This is a genomic window from Thermanaeromonas sp. DSM 22490, assembly GCF_056378755.1.
Genome location: NZ_JBJHHE010000005.1, coordinates 144,616 through 164,238, shown reverse-complemented (window position 1 = coordinate 164,238; position 19,623 = coordinate 144,616). Strand labels below are relative to the sequence as shown.

General features: G+C 49.2%; 22 protein-coding genes, 1 tRNA gene, 1 pseudogene and 1 riboswitch. Of the genes and pseudogenes, 12 read left to right on the top strand and 12 right to left on the bottom strand.

All coding sequences use genetic code 11. The annotated features are described in order from the left end of the window. Nucleotides 1–89: 89 nt before the first annotated feature. Nucleotides 90–551, bottom strand: coding sequence for a tripartite tricarboxylate transporter TctB family protein (locus AC1BI1_RS05700; RefSeq protein WP_476716315.1), 462 nt, complete (start codon nucleotides 549–551; stop codon nucleotides 90–92). A gap of 68 nt (nucleotides 552–619) precedes the next feature. Beyond that, the gene (locus tag AC1BI1_RS05695; RefSeq protein WP_476716314.1) at nucleotides 620–1,621 is read right to left on the bottom strand and encodes a tripartite tricarboxylate transporter substrate binding protein; all 1,002 of its coding nucleotides are present in this window, start codon (nucleotides 1,619–1,621) and stop codon (nucleotides 620–622) included. Between the two features lie 1,312 nt (nucleotides 1,622–2,933). Between AC1BI1_RS05695 and AC1BI1_RS05690 the strand changes: the two genes are divergently transcribed. The 8 genes and pseudogenes from AC1BI1_RS05690 to AC1BI1_RS05655 all read left to right on the top strand — a co-directional run bounded on the left by AC1BI1_RS05690 (nucleotide 2,934) and on the right by AC1BI1_RS05655 (nucleotide 8,057). Further along, complete coding sequence (locus AC1BI1_RS05690; protein ID WP_476716313.1) at nucleotides 2,934–3,140, top strand: MerR family transcriptional regulator; 207 nt, start codon at nucleotides 2,934–2,936, stop codon at nucleotides 3,138–3,140. A gap of 16 nt (nucleotides 3,141–3,156) precedes the next feature. After that, nucleotides 3,157–3,642, top strand: coding sequence for an ECF transporter S component (locus AC1BI1_RS05685; protein ID WP_476716312.1), 486 nt, complete (start codon nucleotides 3,157–3,159; stop codon nucleotides 3,640–3,642). Nucleotides 3,643–3,745: 103 nt separating this feature from the next. Beyond that, complete coding sequence (locus tag AC1BI1_RS05680) at nucleotides 3,746–3,922, top strand: hypothetical protein (protein WP_476716311.1); 177 nt, start codon at nucleotides 3,746–3,748, stop codon at nucleotides 3,920–3,922. 29 nt (nucleotides 3,923–3,951) lie between these two features. After that, nucleotides 3,952–4,887 (top strand): annotated as a pseudogene (locus AC1BI1_RS05675) (DEAD/DEAH box helicase); the annotation flags it as partial. A gap of 142 nt (nucleotides 4,888–5,029) precedes the next feature. After that, on the top strand, nucleotides 5,030–5,425 hold the full coding sequence (locus AC1BI1_RS05670) for a thermonuclease family protein (RefSeq protein WP_476716310.1): 396 nt from the start codon (nucleotides 5,030–5,032) through the stop codon (nucleotides 5,423–5,425). Between the two features lie 43 nt (nucleotides 5,426–5,468). After that, a complete protein-coding gene (locus AC1BI1_RS05665; protein ID WP_476716309.1) occupies nucleotides 5,469–7,517 on the top strand; it encodes a J domain-containing protein in 2,049 nt (682 codons plus the stop codon). Between the two features lie 55 nt (nucleotides 7,518–7,572). Then, a complete protein-coding gene (locus AC1BI1_RS05660) occupies nucleotides 7,573–7,809 on the top strand; it encodes an Ada metal-binding domain-containing protein (protein ID WP_476716308.1) in 237 nt (78 codons plus the stop codon). A 59-nt stretch (nucleotides 7,810–7,868) separates the two neighbouring features. Then, nucleotides 7,869–8,057, top strand: a complete 189-nt coding sequence (locus AC1BI1_RS05655) for a ferredoxin (RefSeq protein ID WP_476716307.1) — start codon at nucleotides 7,869–7,871, stop codon at nucleotides 8,055–8,057. A 199-nt stretch (nucleotides 8,058–8,256) separates the two neighbouring features. Here the strand turns inward: AC1BI1_RS05655 and AC1BI1_RS05650 are convergent, their stop codons facing one another. The 6 genes from AC1BI1_RS05650 to AC1BI1_RS05625 form a co-directional block, all read right to left on the bottom strand. After that, on the bottom strand, nucleotides 8,257–8,439 hold the full coding sequence (locus tag AC1BI1_RS05650) for a DUF2442 domain-containing protein (protein WP_476716306.1): 183 nt from the start codon (nucleotides 8,437–8,439) through the stop codon (nucleotides 8,257–8,259). Between the two features lie 16 nt (nucleotides 8,440–8,455). Continuing rightward, a complete protein-coding gene (locus AC1BI1_RS05645) occupies nucleotides 8,456–8,698 on the bottom strand; it encodes a toxin-antitoxin system TumE family protein (protein ID WP_476716305.1) in 243 nt (80 codons plus the stop codon). A 624-nt stretch (nucleotides 8,699–9,322) separates the two neighbouring features. Further along, a tRNA-Ala gene (locus AC1BI1_RS05640) sits at nucleotides 9,323–9,398 on the bottom strand. Between the two features lie 252 nt (nucleotides 9,399–9,650). Continuing rightward, nucleotides 9,651–10,124, bottom strand: coding sequence for an AAA-associated domain-containing protein (locus tag AC1BI1_RS05635; RefSeq protein WP_476716304.1), 474 nt, complete (start codon nucleotides 10,122–10,124; stop codon nucleotides 9,651–9,653). Between the two features lie 69 nt (nucleotides 10,125–10,193). Then, nucleotides 10,194–10,943 (bottom strand): ABC transporter ATP-binding protein, encoded by a 750-nt coding sequence (locus tag AC1BI1_RS05630; protein ID WP_476716303.1) that lies wholly within the window; start codon nucleotides 10,941–10,943, stop codon nucleotides 10,194–10,196. Between the two features lie 12 nt (nucleotides 10,944–10,955). Continuing rightward, nucleotides 10,956–12,680 carry an ABC transporter permease gene (locus AC1BI1_RS05625; protein ID WP_476716302.1) on the bottom strand — a complete coding sequence of 575 codons (1,725 nt, stop codon included), beginning with the start codon at nucleotides 12,678–12,680 and terminating at the stop codon, nucleotides 10,956–10,958. Nucleotides 12,681–12,752: 72 nt separating this feature from the next. Beyond that, a riboswitch (M-box (ykoK) riboswitch) is annotated at nucleotides 12,753–12,919 on the bottom strand. 214 nt (nucleotides 12,920–13,133) lie between these two features. Between AC1BI1_RS05625 and AC1BI1_RS05620 the strand changes: the two genes are divergently transcribed. Genes AC1BI1_RS05620 through AC1BI1_RS05605 form a run of 4 tightly spaced genes read left to right on the top strand, consistent with a single transcriptional unit; the run spans nucleotide 13,134 to nucleotide 15,831 of the window. Continuing rightward, a complete protein-coding gene (locus tag AC1BI1_RS05620) occupies nucleotides 13,134–14,276 on the top strand; it encodes a glycerate kinase (protein ID WP_476716301.1) in 1,143 nt (380 codons plus the stop codon). A gap of 43 nt (nucleotides 14,277–14,319) precedes the next feature. Continuing rightward, nucleotides 14,320–14,595, top strand: a complete 276-nt coding sequence (locus AC1BI1_RS05615) for a hypothetical protein (protein ID WP_476716300.1) — start codon at nucleotides 14,320–14,322, stop codon at nucleotides 14,593–14,595. 41 nt (nucleotides 14,596–14,636) lie between these two features. Beyond that, complete coding sequence (gene paaI / locus AC1BI1_RS05610) at nucleotides 14,637–15,038, top strand: hydroxyphenylacetyl-CoA thioesterase PaaI (RefSeq protein ID WP_476716299.1); 402 nt, start codon at nucleotides 14,637–14,639, stop codon at nucleotides 15,036–15,038. Nucleotides 15,039–15,087: 49 nt separating this feature from the next. Continuing rightward, the gene (locus tag AC1BI1_RS05605) at nucleotides 15,088–15,831 is read left to right on the top strand and encodes an MBL fold metallo-hydrolase (protein ID WP_476716298.1); all 744 of its coding nucleotides are present in this window, start codon (nucleotides 15,088–15,090) and stop codon (nucleotides 15,829–15,831) included. A gap of 92 nt (nucleotides 15,832–15,923) precedes the next feature. Here the strand turns inward: AC1BI1_RS05605 and AC1BI1_RS05600 are convergent, their stop codons facing one another. The 4 genes from AC1BI1_RS05600 to AC1BI1_RS05585 form a co-directional block, all read right to left on the bottom strand. Further along, nucleotides 15,924–16,682: a 3-oxoacyl-ACP reductase family protein gene (locus AC1BI1_RS05600; RefSeq protein WP_476716297.1), complete on the bottom strand. Its 759-nt coding sequence runs from the start codon at nucleotides 16,680–16,682 to the stop codon at nucleotides 15,924–15,926. An 11-nt stretch (nucleotides 16,683–16,693) separates the two neighbouring features. Next, nucleotides 16,694–17,986 carry a TRAP transporter large permease gene (locus tag AC1BI1_RS05595; RefSeq protein WP_476716296.1) on the bottom strand — a complete coding sequence of 431 codons (1,293 nt, stop codon included), beginning with the start codon at nucleotides 17,984–17,986 and terminating at the stop codon, nucleotides 16,694–16,696. A gap of 1 nt (nucleotide 17,987) precedes the next feature. Further along, complete coding sequence (locus AC1BI1_RS05590) at nucleotides 17,988–18,476, bottom strand: TRAP transporter small permease (RefSeq protein WP_476716295.1); 489 nt, start codon at nucleotides 18,474–18,476, stop codon at nucleotides 17,988–17,990. Nucleotides 18,477–18,538: 62 nt separating this feature from the next. Further along, a complete protein-coding gene (locus tag AC1BI1_RS05585; RefSeq protein ID WP_476716294.1) occupies nucleotides 18,539–19,570 on the bottom strand; it encodes a TRAP transporter substrate-binding protein in 1,032 nt (343 codons plus the stop codon). Nucleotides 19,571–19,623: the final 53 nt, after the last annotated feature.

Genomic DNA, 19,623 nt, shown 5'->3' with positions numbered 1-19,623 from the left:
GTTTAAACATCACCTATTATTTATCTCGTGTTTTCGACTGCAATTAGCCTTGATTTAAGGGGTTTATCACATCACTTTTAGATCAAACATTATAACAGTATCCCTCCTGGTAATTGCACCTTCAGCAATATCTGGAAAATAATATAAATAATGCCTACTGCCACTGCGCTAACCGGAATAATTATCCTGAAGTTTTTCACTCCCAACAACCATACCATAAATCCCATAAAGGTCAGGCTGGCAATGATATAGCCAAGGAAACTCAGGGATAGATAATAAATAAACATCGCTACCAGAAAAATAAAAAACTCGCTTTTGAACTCCAAGGTAGCTTCTAGTTTGTCAGAATTACGAAAGCCTTTATAGATGAGGATAAGTCCGCAAAGGATCAAACCAACAGCCAGAATATTGGGAAATACATTTGGACCTATAATATCTTGTGCCGACTCGCCGTAGCCTTTAAAATTTGTAGAATCCCAAAGGGTAATAGCGGCAATAATAAAGCATACGATAGCAAGAAAATATTTGTCATTATACCTTATCTTTAACAATTTCTCCCCTCCATCCACGTGTTGTAAGAGGGTGGGGGGCACCCTGCCCCCCGTTAAAATATCTACCTCTACCAGCCCATAATTTGCTTAACCTTTTTCTCATCTTCTTCCAGAAACTTCTGATATTCTTCCGGTCCCATGTATTTAACCGGTAAACCTACTTCGGCCATTTTCTTTATATGTTCCGGATTTTCAATTCCCTCTTTAAACGCTTTGGCCAGAATATCAATAATCTCTTTAGGCGTTCCTTTGGGAGCGGCAATACCCCTGGCAGAGTAAGAAGCAACGTTTATACCCAGTTCTTTAAGTGTAGGAACGTCGGGCAAATCTTTAGCCCGCTCATTATCCATCAGGGCCAAGACCCTAATATCTCCAGCCTTTGACGGTCCAAGAACCTCACCAAGATTACCGAATAAAACATCTACATGCCCACCCATGACGGCCGTGAGGTTGTCGGCGAAGCCCTTGCTATGAATCACATTGAATTTTGCGCCTGTAACCCTTTCAATCTGGATGGCAGCCAGATGATCATCGCTACCTACACCAGTGGAAGTTACGGTTATTTTTCCTGGATTCTTCCTGGCGGCCTCAATGATATCCTTAACATCTTTGTAGGGACTGTCCTTACGAACGGCAATTGCCCCCGGGTCCAGTACATGGTTAGCTATGGGCACAAAATCCTGCAACTTATGTGGATTCTTCAAGCTGGGATCCAGGTATCCCGTCATAAAATTGGGCGTATTGATGTAACCAATAGTGTACCCATCCGGTTTAGCCGAGGCCAGCTCGCTCCAGCAAACCCAGCCGCCCCCGCCAGGTTTGTTAACTATCACGATAGGTTTACCTAAAATTTTTTCAACATAAGGCATCAAAATTCGTGCACCTACATCAGTTCCACCACCTGCAGCATAGGCGATCATAAGGGTTATGTTACGATTGGGATAATCGATCTTCTTCGATTCTTTCTTGTCTGCAGACCCAGATTCAGGTGTAGATTTTGAGCACCCTGTTAGCAAAGTAGCTACTAGTAAAGCTATTATTACGCCCAGGTAAATTAATCTTTTGTTCATTTCCCATCTCCCCTTTTGCAAATTCATTTTTCCAGTTCAACTCCCAATAGTTTTAGCGGAAACTAATTACCTTTTTCTCACCCCTTTCCCAGAAGGATTCTCAAAAAATGTCCGCTTTAAGCCGTATAGGTCTAACATGAATGCATCCACTTCGCCTCAGCGTTGGAGGAGACCCCTTACCCCAAACCATCTTTGGAGGCAGCCATACCTACCGCCAAAGGCATAATAATGGGTGCTTCCCTGTTCGCAATCGTTTTTGCCATTATGTTTTCCTTAGCAAGTCCTGTGCCATTGCTTCATGTTATTATAGTTGTTTATTGCTTGCGTTAATCCAGCATTATTCATTCTCGCCATTTCTTAATCATTTCTCACTGAATTTTTCATGGCCTTAGAATTCTAACAATTACTGAGGTATTCCTTAATCTTATCAATAATTATGGTTTCCCTAACTTTTCCAGTACTCCGCGATATTCTTTAAGAACTACGTTTCCATGGCGTAAACGTGAATTACATATTATCAGCTCATCGCTAAATGTCTACGAAAAAACAAAAAGGTCCCGCTAAAATCCGGAAGCTTTAACTCGATTGGTAGAGCTAAAAGAAGTCGAATTGCTGACTTCTTAAACATGCCATTTGGGGGAAGCGTTCTTGCGCTGACGTCCGCTAACGTAAAACGCGGTAATTTCAAGGTATGGTCGTGCCGATAGTCCCGGACCGAATGGCGCAGGCCCTGCTTGTTCAGAAGAGACGAAGCTGCTGCGGCGCACCGGCGCCTTTCCCCTGTCCCCTCCGTCGCTTGGGAGTCCGGATCCAGGCCCCTTCAGGGACGGACGACCCCTCGCCTCCCTCTCCCCCTCCTTCGGTAGCAGAGGGAGCAGCACCTCCCACCACGGCCAGGACCTACTCCTTCGGCCCCACGAACTGCCAAGTGACCGGCTTGCCCTCTTCCCGGAGGTTATATTATAGTACTCCGCCATCGTGCTGAGGCCGCTTCTCTCCGCGGCCTCAGCTACCGCCGGGTTGCCGGTATAGAGCGCCCAAAGCTCACCCCCCAGGTGCCAAACCACGGTCTTGCTGGCGGACAGAGTAGACACCTCCGACCGAAAACTAACGCCAGGTTATCGTGGCATTTTTTGCATTCTCCTCAGCCCGGCTAATACTGGCAGTTGACGATAGATCTTTAGCCCCCTAAGCAGTTTGGAAAATCGCCGTGTAGAAGTGCCTTTCGGTTCTAGTGCCCAGAATCTGCCCGCCACAGGCAGGAAGATGGTAGAAACTTGTAGAATAAACATAGTTTCAAAAGGGGCGAATTATGTCCGCAGGCCGCAACGAACTCCTGCTCCCCCGCGAGGTGACCGCTATCTTTCGGGTCACCAAGCGCACCCTGTGGAACTGGGAACATAAAGGCGTCTTGATCCCCGTTCGCCTGCCCACGGGGCAGAAACGGTACAGAAGAGAGGATGTGGAGGCGTTGCTGCAGGCTTCAGTGGGAAAGGGGAGGCTGCCGGAGAAAACCTGAGGAGGCGAGGTAAAGCATGTGGCGAAATATCAGGTTTCTGACGACGACCGCCCTGCTTTTGGCTTTGACCGTGGCGGTCCAGGTGGTCGGACTACCGCAGCCGGTGACAGGTCCGCTGGTAAATGCGATGCTGGTCCTGGCCACTTTAACCGTAGGCATCGCCGGCGGAGTTTTCATAGGTGCATTGACACCATGGGTCGCCCTCATAAGGGGCATCCTGCCCCCGCTCGCCCAATCCATGACGCCGTTTATAATGATAGCCAACGCCACATTAGTAATAGTCTTCGGCCTGCTGGCAAGGCTTAGCCCCTGGCTTGCCGTCCTTGTTGCGGCTTTGTGCAAGTACGGAGTTTTCGTATTGGTCCTGAAGTTTATTTTGGTTTTGCCTCCCAAACTGGCGCAGGCTTTCCAGGTCCCTCAATTGCTTACGGCCCTAGCGGGAGGGGTTATAGCGATTCTTGTACATAAAGCCCTGCCCGAACGATACAAGAGGCCGTTGTAGTTAACATCGCCGTCCCTACGACCAACAAGGGAGCTAAATAGCGCAGGATCCTCAGCTCATTAGTAACGATGTGATGATTGTGTCGTTAATAAGGAGGGAGACCGTGCAGAGCAGCTGCTCTTTTCGCAGCACCGCTTCTTTCGGCAAGCGGCATGAGTACGTTGTTATAGCTGAACTGCTCCGCCGGGGCTTCGACGTCTACCAGACGCTCGTGGATGACCAGGGTATCGACTACGTGATTCGGCAAGAAAGGAAAGGCGAACCAAAGAGGGCAAGCTAGTACGTTATGGATTTGCGCAACCGCAGTTTATGCAAAAACACCGACATCTCACCTCATTTTACCTTGCGGCCAAGAGGCACCCCGAACTTAAGAGACGATACGAGCAGCTGCTTGCCGAGCGAGAAGCGCTCCGGCAAAGCGGGCGTAATGACCTGCTGGCGAAGTTGGAAAAGGAGTTGAGCAATTATCGCCGGGAAATTCGTGCGGCTGAATCTCATGTTATCGAAGAGGCGGAAGTGGTGGGTACTACATTGTCCAAAGCAGTGGTAGACGAAGCGGTGTTCTTACACCGGTGGGACACGGGGATTTTGGATGAAGCGAGTATGGCGTACATACCTCACGTGGCTCACGCGGCGAGCCTAGCGGCCAACCGTATTGTGGTAGTAGGCGATTTTCGCCAGCTGGCTCCCATAGCCCTGGTACCGGGCGCTCCAGTAGACCGGTGGTTGCGGCGCGATGTTTTTGACGAAGCCGGAATAGTTGGTGCCGTTGAACAACGTGAACCTCATCCTTGTATGACTATGCTGGATGTGCAGCATCGTATGCATCCGCGTATAGCGGGCTTTGCCAGCGTACGTTTTTATGGCGGTCAATTAAGAGATGCTCCTGGTATGGCGGAAAACGTGGCTTACATAGTTGATAGTGATCCTTTTCCGAAAGAACCACTTATATTGCTTGACTTATCCCAACTCGCCATCAGTAGCGTGATCCAGCCGGATAATTCGCGATTTAGCCTTATTTCCGCTCTGGCCTGTGTAACCCTAGCCTCAGGTGCTCCAGCCAAGACTAGTATCGCCATTATAACCCCCTACGTTGCACAGGCACGTCTACTCCGAGCACTGATCAGTGATCTTTTCCCTAGGGAAGGAGACTCACCATTAAGTCGTTGCCGTGCATCTACCGTGCATAGGTTCCAAGGGTCGCAGGCTGACCTAGTAATCTTAGACTTGGTAGCTTTCCACCATAACTCAGGTGTCGCCATCGGCTACGCCAGCCCCTGGGGCACAGATCCAGGGCGGTATACCCACAATCCAAGCCACCGTCACCTCCTTCTCCGACGACGACACCGTGCACGTGAAGTTGAACGGCCGCGACGAGCGGGTGCGGATGATCGGCGTCAACTGCCCGGAGCTGAGCCACCACGACCTGGGCATAAAGGAGGAGCCCTACGGCCGAGAAGCGAAGGTGTACACCGAAAAGCAGCTCTCAGGGAAAAAGGTCTGGCTGGAGTTCGACGTCCAGGAGAGGGACAACTACGGCCGCATGCTGGCCTACGTGTGGCTGGAGCCGCCCTTCTCTGCTTTCAAAGAAGCAGTCCGGGCGAAGGTGTTCAACGCCCGACTTCTACTCGCCCTAGAAAAAAGGTGGGCGATACAGAAGGTATTTGCTCCCCACGGTGATCCGGCTACCTACTGCCGCCAGTTTTTTGAAATCGACTACCAGGTGAGCGAGAGCAAAATTACGGTTAAGGACGCTTGGGGTTGGCACCAGGTTGTGCCCTAAGATTTTCCTCAGTAAAAAGGGAGGGCTAAAGCGAGGGAACACGATGAGGAAAATCGATTATTACGAAATTCTTCAAGTTAGTCCTAATGCGAGCAGGGAAGTAATAGATGCCGCCTACAGGCGCCTGGCGAAGATATACCACCCTGACGCGGGTGGTGACGAGGAAATGATGAAGATGTTAAACGAGGCATATAGGGTACTAAAGGACCCTCTGTTGAGGAAGCAGTATGATGCCTCTAGGACCTCTCAGACATCAAACCATCAAAACGACCGCGGAGGGGATTCCGCCAAACCTCCTTCAAAGGAAGATGCTCAATACAAAGCTAGTGCTGGTAGCCATAACACCAGGACGGGGGCTACCGGCAGGCGAAGGTTCGGTACCATCATGGTCGCGGTTATTGTTTCCGTTGTCGCTTTTGCATTCGCGTCGTGCCTGAAAAGCGGAAAACCTCGAGAGCTAGAGCCCGTGCGGACAATCCCAGGGGAAAGTAACGCGCCGAAAGTGGCAACGATCGAGCCCGTTGCCTCGCCGGTTAAGGCGGTGAATACGCTTGAATATTTCCCCTTGGATACGATGCATAGCTTAACCGTAACCACGACCCGTTTGGGTTCCCTTCAGGCGACCCGCTTGCAGCACTACTTGGGAAAGCAGGTTCTAGAAGGCAGGGAGGTTTACGTTGTCGCGGAGGCTTATGTCTCCAATGACAAGATTGGCGATTTCGAGTACACCCTATACTCAATGAACGAAAACCAGGATATTTATTGGGTAGGGCAAGCAAGGGCCAACAAGGTTAAATGGGAGCGTCAAACCAGACTGATTCTTCCTGGAAGAATGGAAATCGCCCGGGAGTACGTCTTGCGAGCGGTGGAGGTCGAGGACGTTCTTTCTGAGACGACCACAACGAAAGCTGTCGGCTTTGCAAAGGTAATAGTAAGCGGGAAAGAATTTGAAGACTGCCTTGTAGTGGAAAAGAAGATCCGCTCCCGATCCAAGCAACCAGGTGGATCTTACAATATCTTCGAAGAATGCAGCATGGTATGTTACGCCCGGAAAGTAGGGCCTGTGTGTTCGCAGTTCACAACGAAATACCTTACCGAGAAAGACGGCAAACAGACCACCACCTCCACAAGTACGGCGGAGCAGTACTTTGCGAACACAGTTACCCTAGGAGAAGCCTACTCCCACCTTCCGGCACCAAATTTTGATAAAGTCGCATTGAGCGAGCTTTACCCAGACCTGAGATACTGCCAGTCGGTGCCCCTTTTCGAAGGATCCCTAGTTGTCACTGTCGGCCTCGAACCAACAAAGTCATATCAGGGTGAGGTTGTATACGGAAACCTCCACCTAATAGTAGTTGGTTGGAACGGGAACAGGTGGGTTACCCTCTGGCGACTGACACCCCTTGAAACTCAGGTGTTAAGCGCGCGGCCGCAGGAGTTGCTCGAAATCCTGAGCACCAAAGAAGAAAAAACCGCACTGGTGGTCGCCAAGCTGGGAAACTTGGGCAACCACCCAGAGTCGCATATCGTTGCCTTCACCGTTAACAGAAGCGGAGAAGCGATGCTTGAGTTTATGCGCTTTGGCTATGTCACCCTATTTAAGCAAAGGGCCGGTGTTATCGAGGTAAGTTGGGAGGAACATCCCAAAGGCTACCAGGTGTACCGATTTGCCCTGCAACATGGCAGGTGCTCCGTACAACGGGTATCGCTTATGGAATATCGGCCGGAAGGCATTGCTTCTGCTGTTGAGGCGAGGTTTACAGTCATAAATGATAGAGGAATTAGAAGAGTAGTTCCTGCTCAGCGTGCGGTCCTGAGAGCGAAGGTAGGGCAGACTGTGGTCTTCATTCCTTCGGACGTTGAAGCGGAAGCCGAGCTTACTCAACATGGTCTTAAGATTTACACCGATGCCTGGAACGGCCCTCCATTAACCGTCTGCGAAGCGAACCACCTGAAGGAAACATTCTATACCTTCGAACAGTCTGGAGTTGTCCATTTCAAGCTGTTGACCCAGGATGAGGAGCAAGAGATGGTAGAAAAGCTACTGTTAGGAGAAACCCCACAGCCCACCTTCACTGTTGTTGTTGAGTGACCTCTACCGAAAAGGATTCGCACCTTTTCCATCTTCTGAATAAGGCTAGGCAAATGTGCCACCGAAGGCACGGCCACCGGAGGAGTCTTCGCTCTTGGGAATTGCGGTGGCACCCTCCTCCGCAGGCGGGCCCGCGTCGGTCGATTACATAGGCAACGCCTGGTCGAAGGTCTTCCACCTGCCCGCGTGCGAGTGGGCGCAGAAGATAGCGCCGCACAACCGGGTGGGATTCGGGAGCAGGGAAGAAGCCCTAAGCGCGAGGTACAGGCCGTGCAAGGTGTGCAAGCCGTAAAGCATCCTGTGTCCTTGGCGGTTTGGCCGGAAATTCTCTTTAGAGGGAGGGATCATAAAGTGCGAGTCTACATTGACCAGGACCTCTGTACAGGTTGCTGGCCCTGCATAGATCTATGTCCCGGAGTTTTTGACTGGGACGATGAGGGTTCTTCTCGTGTGACCGTGGACGAGGTGCCCGAGGACCTGGAGGAGTGCGCCAGAGAAGCCATCGATACGTGCCCGAGCGGGGCGATAAGGGAAGTATAGCTCGACCAAACCCCTGCGGGCGGCTACCCGTATTTCCGCGGTACGGCCGTCGAGACAGAAGGGCCTGGTGTCTCTGCCCAGTCGCTGCTCCTAAAAACCTGATGGTTCATCTATCCGTTTGTGTGCCGCTTTCTTCTGGGAGTCTGAGCGGGACGCTCTTGGCGTACAGCACGTCGGGGCATATATCCGTCCCATTGGGCTAGACCACGGTGCCAGCGTCGGGGTCCACCCGTACCAGGCGGAAGAAGGCGGGATCCTTCAGCGGCTCAAACACCGGCCCCTCCAGGAAGGGACGCATATCGATCAGCCGGTACTCCCTGGTCTCGAACTCCAGTATCAGGTAGCGGTCACCGACAGGGTACGCGCTGCGAACTTCGTGCAAAGCGGTTCCTACGGCCTCACTTTCTGTCTCCTGAGGGCTCCCTGGCGGCGTCTTCGGCCAGCCTGCCCAGCTTGCTCCTCACAAAGTCCATAACCTGAAACACCGCCCGCTCCGGATGCGGGCTTATCCAAGAATCGGCGACTTCTCCTTCGCTCCCGTTGTGAAAGTGGTGGGGGAATGTCCTGACCTCCGAGTGGTGAGGGGCGTTGTCGAATCGGTACAGTTTGCCGTCAACGTGCCGCCTCTCCCAGTGAAGCAACCGCCTCACCTGCTTCCAGCCGAGGCTGGAAGTGTGTTTTGACCCGGATAAACTGGATAAGGTCTTAATCTTTGTAGCTGGTAAAGAGGTGGCGTGGCTAAACCGGTGGAGTTTAGCGTAAATGCCCGGGCCAAACCGGAGAGCAGGCTGAGTTTAATTTCCGAGGAAAGAGCCTGCATGCCCATGCTAAAAACCTGTCAGGACGCCGTCGGGTCCTCTATTTCAGGCCGCGTTAGCGGCTTTCTTCTTTTGGGGGTTTAATGTGCTAATCTGCAAAACCCGCAAAGCTGGGAAATCCTAATTTGCTAATCTTGCAAGTTGCGCTAGCTGGCTGGGTTACTTTATCCTGAAAAATGACGGTTAATTTATTGTGCTAAATGACACCTCTACGCCAAGGTGACGGAGAGGCTGAAGAAGAAGGTGTCCGCAAAAGTGGAAGAGGTGACTTTAGGCAGGATCCAGAACGGAGAGGGTCCCGAGCGGCCGTAGGGGAGCGGGAACTCCCTCCGGTTGACTGCCATTGTGCGCTCTTGTCGTAGTTTAGTGCCTTCCGTGTAGGGGTCAAATAGGGGTCAAATGGGGAAAATTTTAAGGCCCCCGGAACCCGGGAGGCCTTGATTCTGCTGGTGGAGCTAAGGGGATTCGAACCCCTGACCTCTTGAATGCCATTCAAGCGCTCTCCCAACTGAGCTATAGCCCCACGTGCAGAATTAATTATACCGACTCCCTCTCCTGTTTGTCAAGATTTCGCAATCACTCAGTTAGAATATTACCGAAGAGGTACTGGCTCACTCACGGTGAAATCTTACCCGGGGATATCTACGCTAACCTCTTCCTGTCTACTGGATGCAAGATTCTGGCTAAAGTGCCATGAGATCTGCGCAAGGTTTTTGTCAGAAAGTATAAGCCAAACAAAAAACCAGACCTTAAACCTTTTCATAAGGCCTGGAAATTATTCTAAATAAAGCCGTTCGCCCTGTGGATCGTAAGCAATAACCTCCGCAAACCTTCCCCAGTCTACAATGGTTTTAAAAAGCTGCTCCGCATCTTCATCCGACATGCTTTGTTCGAATAGGTCTACCACTTTCTCCCTTCGAATACTGCGCTTGCGTGTCGAATTCAGCAACTGCAAGACCTTTTGAAAGACATCCAAGGTTTTGAGCTGTTGGGCCAGAATAGCTTTGCGGCCGTTAATGTCTGCTGCGAGCAGGCGTTTTCCTAGCTCCGTCAAGCTGATATCGCCATTACTAGTTTCAATAAAACCCAATAGAGTGGCTGCTTCGATAACTGGACCGATATCATCCAGTTCCAGGGAAAGGCTACTGGCTAGCTTGAAAATATCCTCCCTTCCTTTAGCGTCCTCCAACATTTCTAAAAGACCTAAAACCATCCCTATACCCACGGGGGGTAGAGGCGCAACGTCCACGGTTGCTTTGACCTCCCTTTTTTCTGTCCCCTCTGTGTTTTTCTTTTTTAAAATAATTATACCAGCCTTTTAGAAAAGAAGCGAGTAAATTTTATCCGTCAATTGTATAAAGGCTTGATCCCTCATATTGCGGGGCCGTGGTAAATCCACCTCCACTTCTGCTAAAACTTTGGCCGGTCTTTTGGAAAGCACAATGATCCTGTCAGCCATAAATACTGCTTCTTCTACACCGTGAGTAACCATAAGAATAGATGTTACCGGCACGCTGGGATCCAGCCATAGGTCAAGTACCTCTTCACGTAAGTTCTGGGCCGTAAAAGCATCCAAGGCTGAAAAGGGTTCATCCATACATAAAAGTTCCGGTTCCATGGTTAAAGCCCTGGCAATACCTACCCTCTGCTTCATCCCCCCGGATAACTCTCTAGGATAAGCTTCCTCAAAACCGTCCAAACCCACTTTATCAATATATTTGCTGGCTCGACGTATCCTCTCCTGCCGCGGTATACCCCTTGCTTCTAATCCCAAAGCCATATTATCCATCACCGTCAACCAGGGAAGCAAAGCAAAAGATTGAAAAATAAGGGCCATTTTATCCCTGGCCTTAAAGGCGGGCTGACCTCGATAAAGGATCTCTCCCTGAGAAGGCCGGTCCAGACCCACAATCATCCGTAATAAGGTGCTCTTGCCGGAGCCGGAAGGCCCGATCAAGCAAATAAACTGGCCTTCACCCACTTGAAAAGAGACGTCCTTAAGAACAGTAAGAGACCGACTGCTGTCAGTGTAGGTTTTATATACATTCCTTACTTCCAATAAAGCCATGACCTACACCCCCTAACCCTCAATCTTATACCGGGATGCTGCCCAAGCAAAAAGGGGACGCCATACAAAACGGTTCATCAAAATAATAGTTACCATCATAGCGATCAGGCTGCTCCAGATAACCTGGAAGTTACCTGTCCCATAGGTAGCCTGGTCCAAAAGAGAACCGATACCAAAGACAGCAAAGGTTTGTCCAGCATAAACAATGTATTCCGCTACAATAAGGGCGTTCCAGCCACCACCCCAGGCAGTAATGCTCCCTGTAATTAAAGAAGGAATCATGGCTGGAAGCACAACCCGCCGCAAGTAGAGAACTCCTCTAACACCAAAGGCCGCTGCTGCCTGTTTTATATCCCCGGGAATGTTCTTGACACTCGCCATTAAATTAAAAAGAAGATACCATTGCATACCGGTTAAAAGTAACAGAATAGCCGCCACATCCATTCCGCCAGTCAACTGGATAACAGCAAAAATAATGATGGGGAACAAAGCCGTGGCCGGAACTGAGGCCAGGACTTCAAATACGGGTGTTAAAATCTCATATGCTCTTTCATTGTGGCCCAGCCATATACCTACCGGTAAGGTCCAAGCCAGAGACAATAAATACGCTACTGCCAGGCGCAGGAAAGAATAAAACATAGCCTTGGGAATAGCCAAAACTTCCGGCTGCCAGGGAGAAGATAAAAGCATAACTAAAGCCCAAAAACCGCGAACCAGGGCATAAAGCAGAAGCAGCCCTGCCCCCCAGGAAAAAACTCGGCCCAACATTTTGGCAGTCTTTATTAGCCCGTAAAATTTCACTCCGTGAGTTTCTATAGCCAGGATTAAAGCTCCCAGTCCAACAACAGCTTTTGTCCTTAGCCAGCTAAACACGGGCGCCTGCCACCAAAGTCGATAGCCCAGACCCCTTTGCAGCCGCTGTCCTCCGCCGCCGTCAAATTCGTATTTAAATTTTTCACTCCAGAAAGTAAGTGGTCGCCAGACAAAAATATTCATCAAGCTTATGATAAGGATTAAAGTTACTAATCCTGCTAAAGTCAGCCCTAGTTCACCTTTTTCCACTGTACGAATTAAATAGCTGCCCAGGCCAGGCAGGGAATACTCTATAGGACCCAAGGCTATAATTTCGGCTGCGATCAGGAAATACCAGCCGCCCGCCCAGGAGAGAATGCTATTATAAACCAGCTTGGGGATTCCAGCCGGGAGATAAAGCCGTTTTAAACGCAAATATCCATCCAGACCATAAACTGTACAGGCTTCGGCCAAGGGCTTGGGAATAGTCTTTAAAGACTCGTAAAACCCGAAGGTTATATTCCACGCTTGGCTGGTGAAAATAAGAAAAATGGACGCTAGCTCTATCCCCACCACATTCCCCTGGAATAGATTTATAAAAAAGTACACAGCTGCGGGGAAAAACCCTAAAATGGGAACCGATTGTAAAACATCCAATACCGGTAGCAGGATTTTCTCGGCCCGCTGGTCCGTTCCCGCTTTATACCCATAAAAAAGGGAAAACACTAAAGAAAGAATATAAGCGGCCAGCATGCGCAAAAAAGAACGAAAAGCATAATAGGGCAAAGCTTTAATATCGGTTACAATAGCCGCTGGACCGGCCAATTCTGTTACTCGGTGGCCCTGGTAAGCAAAATACGCAAAGGCCGCCAGAAAAGCCCCTACCAGCACAGTTATAGCTAAATTAGTAAACCGTGCCACCTTCTCACCTCCTGTAAAATGCATTAAAAAAAGCCTCCCCGAGCAGGGAGACTTTAGCAAGGCACACCTTATAATTTATCTCCAACAGACCTTTGTACTGTCCCCCACTCGTTGAGCTTTGGCACATGCATAGCTAGAGAATTCCTCTCAGCCACATTAGGTAAAACCTTACGCCGGTAATACCTGTTGACCCATTGGCGTCTTTCGACGTTTCCGGGCAGTGGCGTCTGTCTATGCAGTAGCCTCACCTAACGAAGGACTGCCAGCTATTCTTTTGTCTTGTCGCTCCCATTATAGTGAAGATAAATTCTCCAGTCAAGGTAAAATTACAATCCAACTCCGGGAAGGCCGATTAAATAAAGTTTAGTTTATTGCTCTATAAAATGCTCTACAAAAAAGGTTTTTATTCCAAGGTAGCGAAATTTATTTAATTAAAATTTAGTATATCCATAAGTCAATTTCCATAGGAGGGGAATTATGAAACGCATTGTGATCGCCCCTGATTCCTTCAAGGAAAGCTTGGACGCACCCCAGGTAGCAGCGGCCATAGCAGCCGGTATCAAGAGGGCTCTACCTGAAGCAGAAACAATAGAGGTACCCCTGGCCGACGGTGGCGAAGGACTAACCTCCACCCTGGTGGCAGCCACAGCCGGAAGATTAATGACTGCCACTGTCACCGGTCCCCTGGGAGAACCGGTAACTGCACGCTGGGGCATTCTCGGCGACGGCAAGACAGCCGTAGTGGAAATGGCACAGGCCTCCGGCCTGCCCCTGGTACCCCGCGAAAAGCGAAACCCGCTATTCACCACTACCTACGGCACCGGTGAACTCATCCGCCATGCTTTAGATGCGGGCTGCCGCCGTTTAGTAGTCGGCATCGGAGGTAGCGCTACCAATGACGGAGGTGCGGGCATGGCCCAGGCCCTTGGCGTCCGGCTACTAGATACTAATGGACAGGATATTCCACCCGGCGCCATGGGGCTAGAACAGCTGGATCGTATCGATATCCAAAATCTCGATCCCCGGGTGAAAGAAGCAGAAATAATGGTGGCCTGCGATGTCGATAACCCTTTATGCGGGCCGCGCGGTGCCGCTGCTGTTTACGGCCCCCAGAAAGGCGCTACGCCTGAAATGATACCGCGCCTGGATGCTGCCCTAGCCCGTTTAGCAGATATCATTGCCCGCGATCTGGGTAAACAAGTGCGAGATCTTCCTGGCGCTGGTGCCGCCGGAGGCCTGGGAGCAGGGCTGGTGGCTTTCCTGGGAGCCGTCCTACGCCGCGGTATCGAGTTGGTAATGGAAACTGTAAATCTCGAAGGCATCCTTGCCAAAGGAGCCGATCTAGTTATTACTGGTGAAGGTGAAATAAATAGCCAGACCGCCCATGGCAAAGTGCCGGTAGGAGTCGCCCGGCTCGCCAGTAAATACGGTATTCCCGTGGTAGCCCTAGTAGGATCTATCGGGGAGGGTGCGAACACAGTTTTTGAGCACGGCATTAAAGGCTTCATGAGCATCGTCCCCCGGCCGGTAACCCTGTCCTTCTGTCTAGAAAACGCTGCTAATCTCTTGACCGACGCGGCTGAACGTCTGATACGCTTACTTATGGCCCTGCAGAAATGACTTGGCAATAAATAATAAAAGCTCCTCCCGGGCTAAACTAAAGATGAAAAAGGAAGTAAGGAAGGGAGGAGTTGTTACGCCCGATATAACCTTATGGCTGGGACCGGTTATTACATCTAAAGATCTCGAATATGTCCGTGATGCTTTACCCCGGATCCAGGCAGGAGAACACCTAACCATCTCTCTGGAAGCAGCCGATGCCCACCAGATCGATTCCATAATAGAGCTCCTGGACCTTTCAGGATTTGACTACCAGAGCAGGGGAGATAGTGATGGCAAAACCTATCATATAGTTGCCAGTAGACCTAAACGCGAATAATTATAAACACCTGAATTGCATAAAGGTGGGGAGGGGAACCGGTGGAGCCTATACAGAACATTAGAGAAAAGTTTCTATCTGACACCTTTCCCCGGTCTCTAGGCGTCGAATTGTTAGACCTGGCCCCGGGCTTCGCTAGAGTTGCCATGACTTTGACTGATGCCATGCTAAACTTCCATGGCATCGGCCATGGAGGCGCAATCTTCACCCTCGCTGATACTGCCTTGGGGTTGGCCAGTAATTCCCATGGTAAAAAAGCAGTGGCTTTAACTGTCACTATTAACTATATTTCTCCAGCTCAACCGGGTAGCAAACTGATAGCTACTGCCCGAGAACAACATATCACTAGGCGTACCGCTATTTATGATGTAACCATCACAGACGAAACAGAAAAGGTTATTGCCATAGCTCGGGGCACTACTTTTCGACCGCAAGAGCTGTAATCCCAGGTATAAAACGAGTGCGCCGCAGGTGGTGAAAGGAGAGAAGTATATGCGATTGACCGTACTCGGCTGTTATACGCCCTATCCTCCACCTGGAGGAGCTTGTTTAGGGTACCTTCTTGAGGGTGATAAGACGCGGGTAATGCTGGAATTTGGTAGCGGTATTATGGCCCGCCTGCAAGAATATGTCCCCTATTGGGAAGTAGAAGCAGTCTTTCTCTCCCACCTGCACGGGGACCACATGAGCGACCTCTGGGTTTACCGCTACGCGATAGACCAGGCCATCCAGGAAGGAAAACGCAAAAAACCGGTATCCATCTGGGCTCCTACCCAGCCGGCCGATGTGTTCCATAACCTTACATATAAAGAAGCCCTGGAAGCCAAAGCCCTGGAACCGGGACAGGACATAATCATTGGCGAGTTCACCGCTAGCTTTATTACCACAAGGCACGCGCTAACTTCCCTGGCTATGCGAATCAGCGATGGGCAGAAAACTCTGGTATACACGGGTGATACTGAGTATTTCGAGGACCTAGTAGGTTTTGCCACCGGGGCTGACCTGCTTCTAGCTGAGGCTACCTATCTGAAGGCAGATATTGAAGCGGGGGCCACAGGTCATATGTCTGCCGGGCAAGCCGCAGAGATAGCCCGGGCAGCAGGTGTCCAAAGATTGGTTTTAACCCATCTTCGTTCCTGGTACAAGCCGGAAGAATTGCTGGCTGAAGCCAAGGCTATATTCCCCGCCTCTCAAATAGCCGTGGAACGGGGCGTATTAGAGGTTGGAAGCCTTTAAAAATAAGCAAATAAGGCCACGGCCAATGTATTCCATGGCCAGGCCGGTGGTAAATAGGTGGTAAATAACTTGTTAAATTTACCATACTCGGGCTAATCCATATACATACCGCCATTCACGTCTATGGTAGCCCCATTTATATAATCGCTTTCTTCTGAAGCCAAAAAGGCCACAACGCTGGCCACCTCCCGGCAGGTGCCAAGTCGCTTTAGCGGCACAAGCTTGAGATGCTCCTCCAACAACTCTTTGCTTCGCCACCTGATCATCTCTGTATCTATCATGGCCGGTGCTACCGCGTTAACCTGGATATTATAGGGGCCCAGCTGATAAGCCAGAGCTTTGGTAAAGCCTATTATCCCGGCTTTGGCCGCACAGTAATGGGCCCCTGCCCCCAGCCCGCCGCTTTTCCCTACAACAGAAGACATATTAATTATTTTTCCTTTTCTTTTTTTCAACATTAGAGGAACTATATAGCGGCAGCAATTATACGTCCCTTTAAGATGTACAGCGATCATCCTGTCCCACTCTGCCTCGTCGATTTCGGTGAAAAATTTGGGTCCCGTAATACCCGCGTTGTTTACCAAAATATCGATGCCGCCCCACTGGGCCACTACCTTTTCTACCATTTCCTGTACTACAGGCCCCACACTTACATCGCCCGGCAAAAGCAAACAACTTACCCCTTGGGCCTCTATCTCTGCCTTTACTTCCTCCGCGTCTTTAGACGAAGTCAGGTAATTTAGCGCAATAAGGGCACCTTGTTCAGCCAGGGTTAAACAAATTTCCCGCCCTATACCCCTGGAACCCCCTGTAACTAAAGCAATTTTGCCTTGTAAATCTGGCAGGCGCAAGTTTATCACCCCTAGCTCTTAAGAAGTAGTCTGGGTAAAAAGAGTACCAATTGAGGAAAGACGGTAATAAGTATCAATACGATTAAAAGTGGGATATAAAACGGTACCACCCTTTTAATGAGTTCGCCCAGCTCAATTCTGGCAACCCGACTCATTACGTACAAACACATACCAATGGGCGGTGTAAGTAGCCCTATCATCAGGTTAAGGACCATTACCAGGCCGAGATGGACAGGATTAATACCAACCTGGCTGGCCAAAGGCAACATTATAGGAGTAAGAATTAAAATAGCTGCGTTCGTTTCCATGAAACAACCTACAATGAGGAGAAAACCGTTGATAATAAAAAGTATTACCAGCGGCTCCTTGGTCAGCGCAAAAATTTTTTCCATAAACACGATAGGAATGCGAGCCTTCATTACCAGCCAACCATATACTGCCGAAGCACCTACAATGATCATGATCACAGCAGTCTGTTTAGCCGTGTCCAACATGACATGATAAAGATCTTTCAGGCTTAATTCCCGGTACACAATTCCAGAAAGTATAAAGGCGTACACAACTGCAACAACCGCAGCTTCAGTAGGGGTGAATACACCTCCCAGCATACCCCCAATAAGAATGATTGGGGTCAGAAGAGGCCAAAAAGCTTCGCAGAAGGCATGCCATAAACCCCGAAGGGTAGGTTTATGTGAACGGGGATAATCATACTTTTTAGCATAATAGAACCACATGATCATTAGCGATAATCCCATCAATACACCGGGAATGATACCTCCTACCAGGAGAGCCGCAATAGAGACATCACCCGAAACACCATAAACTACCAGCGGTATACTCGGAGGAATAATAGGACCAATGGTCGCAGCAGAAGCTATAAGGGCTGCCGAACGAGGTTTGTCGAAACCTCTTTGAACCATAGCGCTTACTCCTATGGTACCCAACCCAGAAGTTTCCGCCACCGCGGAACCGGTCATCCCTGCAATAATCATACTAGCAACAACGTTGGCATGCCCTAGCCCTCCAGGTAAAAAGCCCACCAACTCGTTAGCAAAGTTAAAAACCTTCTTCGTTATTCCACCTGTATTCATTAAGTTGCCTGCTAAAAGAAAAAAGGGAATGGCAAGGAGGGTAAAATTGTTTATGCCATAATGCATCCTTTGGGAAATAATTTGATACGGCAGGTCAAAGATACCGCGGTCTGCTATAAGTACGCTTAACGACGTAAGGCCAATGGCGTAGGGAACACCCACTCCGACTATGAAGAAAAGTAAGAGCAATCCTAAGAATAAAATTAGCTGCATACTACTTTGTACCTCCTCGCTCCTTCCAGTCGAATACCCAGTTCCGGACCATGAACAATATGGACAGAGGAATACCCAGGAAACTAGCCCAGTAGATTATGGCTGACGTTATCCAAGGTATGGAGCCGAGGCTCAAATTACTGGTTTGCTGAACCATCTGCCAACTGCCAATAAGAACTGAAATTAGGTAACCAGAAGCACCTAAAACAAATATTCCTTCAAGTATTAACTGTATTCTGGTCGGAAGTTTTTCCAGCAAAATCGTTGTTCTAATTTGTTCACGATAAGCTTCCACAGCTGCTAACCCTATAAACACCATCCAAATATTAATTATCCTTGCCATCTCTTCAGTCCAAGGAACTGAAATTTTAAGTAAATAGCGGAACACTACTTGCGAGAACACACATAATATGAGAACTGCAAATAAAACAACCACTGTAACTTCAATGGCCTTTCGTAATAAGTCCCAGGAATTTTGGGGTTCTCCCACTTATTCCCACCTCCATTTAAGGGCAGTAGGGAATATAAAATACCCTACTGCCCTTAAAGCGTTTACTCGATATACTGTTTCACCGCATCATATACACCTGGTGCCCAGGTCTTAGCTACTTCTTTAATCCCAGGAAGTGCTTTTTTGCGGAAATCTGCTTTATTAACTTCAATTACTTCCATCTTTTCCTTTAGCTTATTGAATATCTCCGAGTCTTTCTTAGCGGCTTCCCTATCTCCCCATTCGCTGGCTTCTTTCGCTGCATCAAGTACAAGCTTTTGCAGGTCGGAAGGCAGAGAATCGTAAAACTTTTTACTCATAGCCCAATGGAAGACATTAAACAGGTGTTCGGTCTTAATCAAGTACTTTTGTACTTCGTATAGTTTGGAACTGTATATGTTCTCATAGGGGTTCTCCTGCGCATCTACTACCTTAGTTTGCAGGGCGTTATAAAGTTCGTTATAAGCAATGGGAGTAGGTAAAGCCCCCATAGACTTCCATACTGTTACCCAGCTCGGTATCTCAGGCACGCGCAATTTCAAACCTTGTAAGTCTTCTGGCGTCCGGACCGGTTTATTGGCAGTTAAATTGCGAGCCCCTCTTCTTTGCAAACCTACAACCAATATATTACCTTTTTCCTCGATGGCTTTTTTCATCTGCTTGCCTGTGGAGCTATCCCAGTAGGTGTACACCGAATCTATATTGGGGAAAACAAAGGGAATAATAGTAGCTGCATACTCCGGGGCCAGTTGCGAAGGTAGGAGATCCCCGAATATGCTCATTTGGATTTCGCCAACTTTAATTTGCTCTAACTGATCCTTTTCTCCCCCCAAAGTAGACCCCGGGAAAATATCCACAGTAATTTTTCCGCCACTTTTGCTTTCCACCGTTTCTTTGAATTTCTTGGCTGCCTCGTGTTCAGTTGTATTAGGTTGGCTGTGCAAAGCAAATACTATTTTATAATTTTTCTGCCCCTCTGTCCCCTTGGGGGCGGCAGGAGAGGGTGTTTCCTTTTTTCCAGCGCAACCGGCCAGTGCCAAAAGCAACAAAATCCCCAGCCCTATAACTGCTTTTCGTAATAACCGAGTCCTCATAATTTACCTCCTTTTTTCAATATATGTCCTAAAAATGGAACAAGCCTTATATC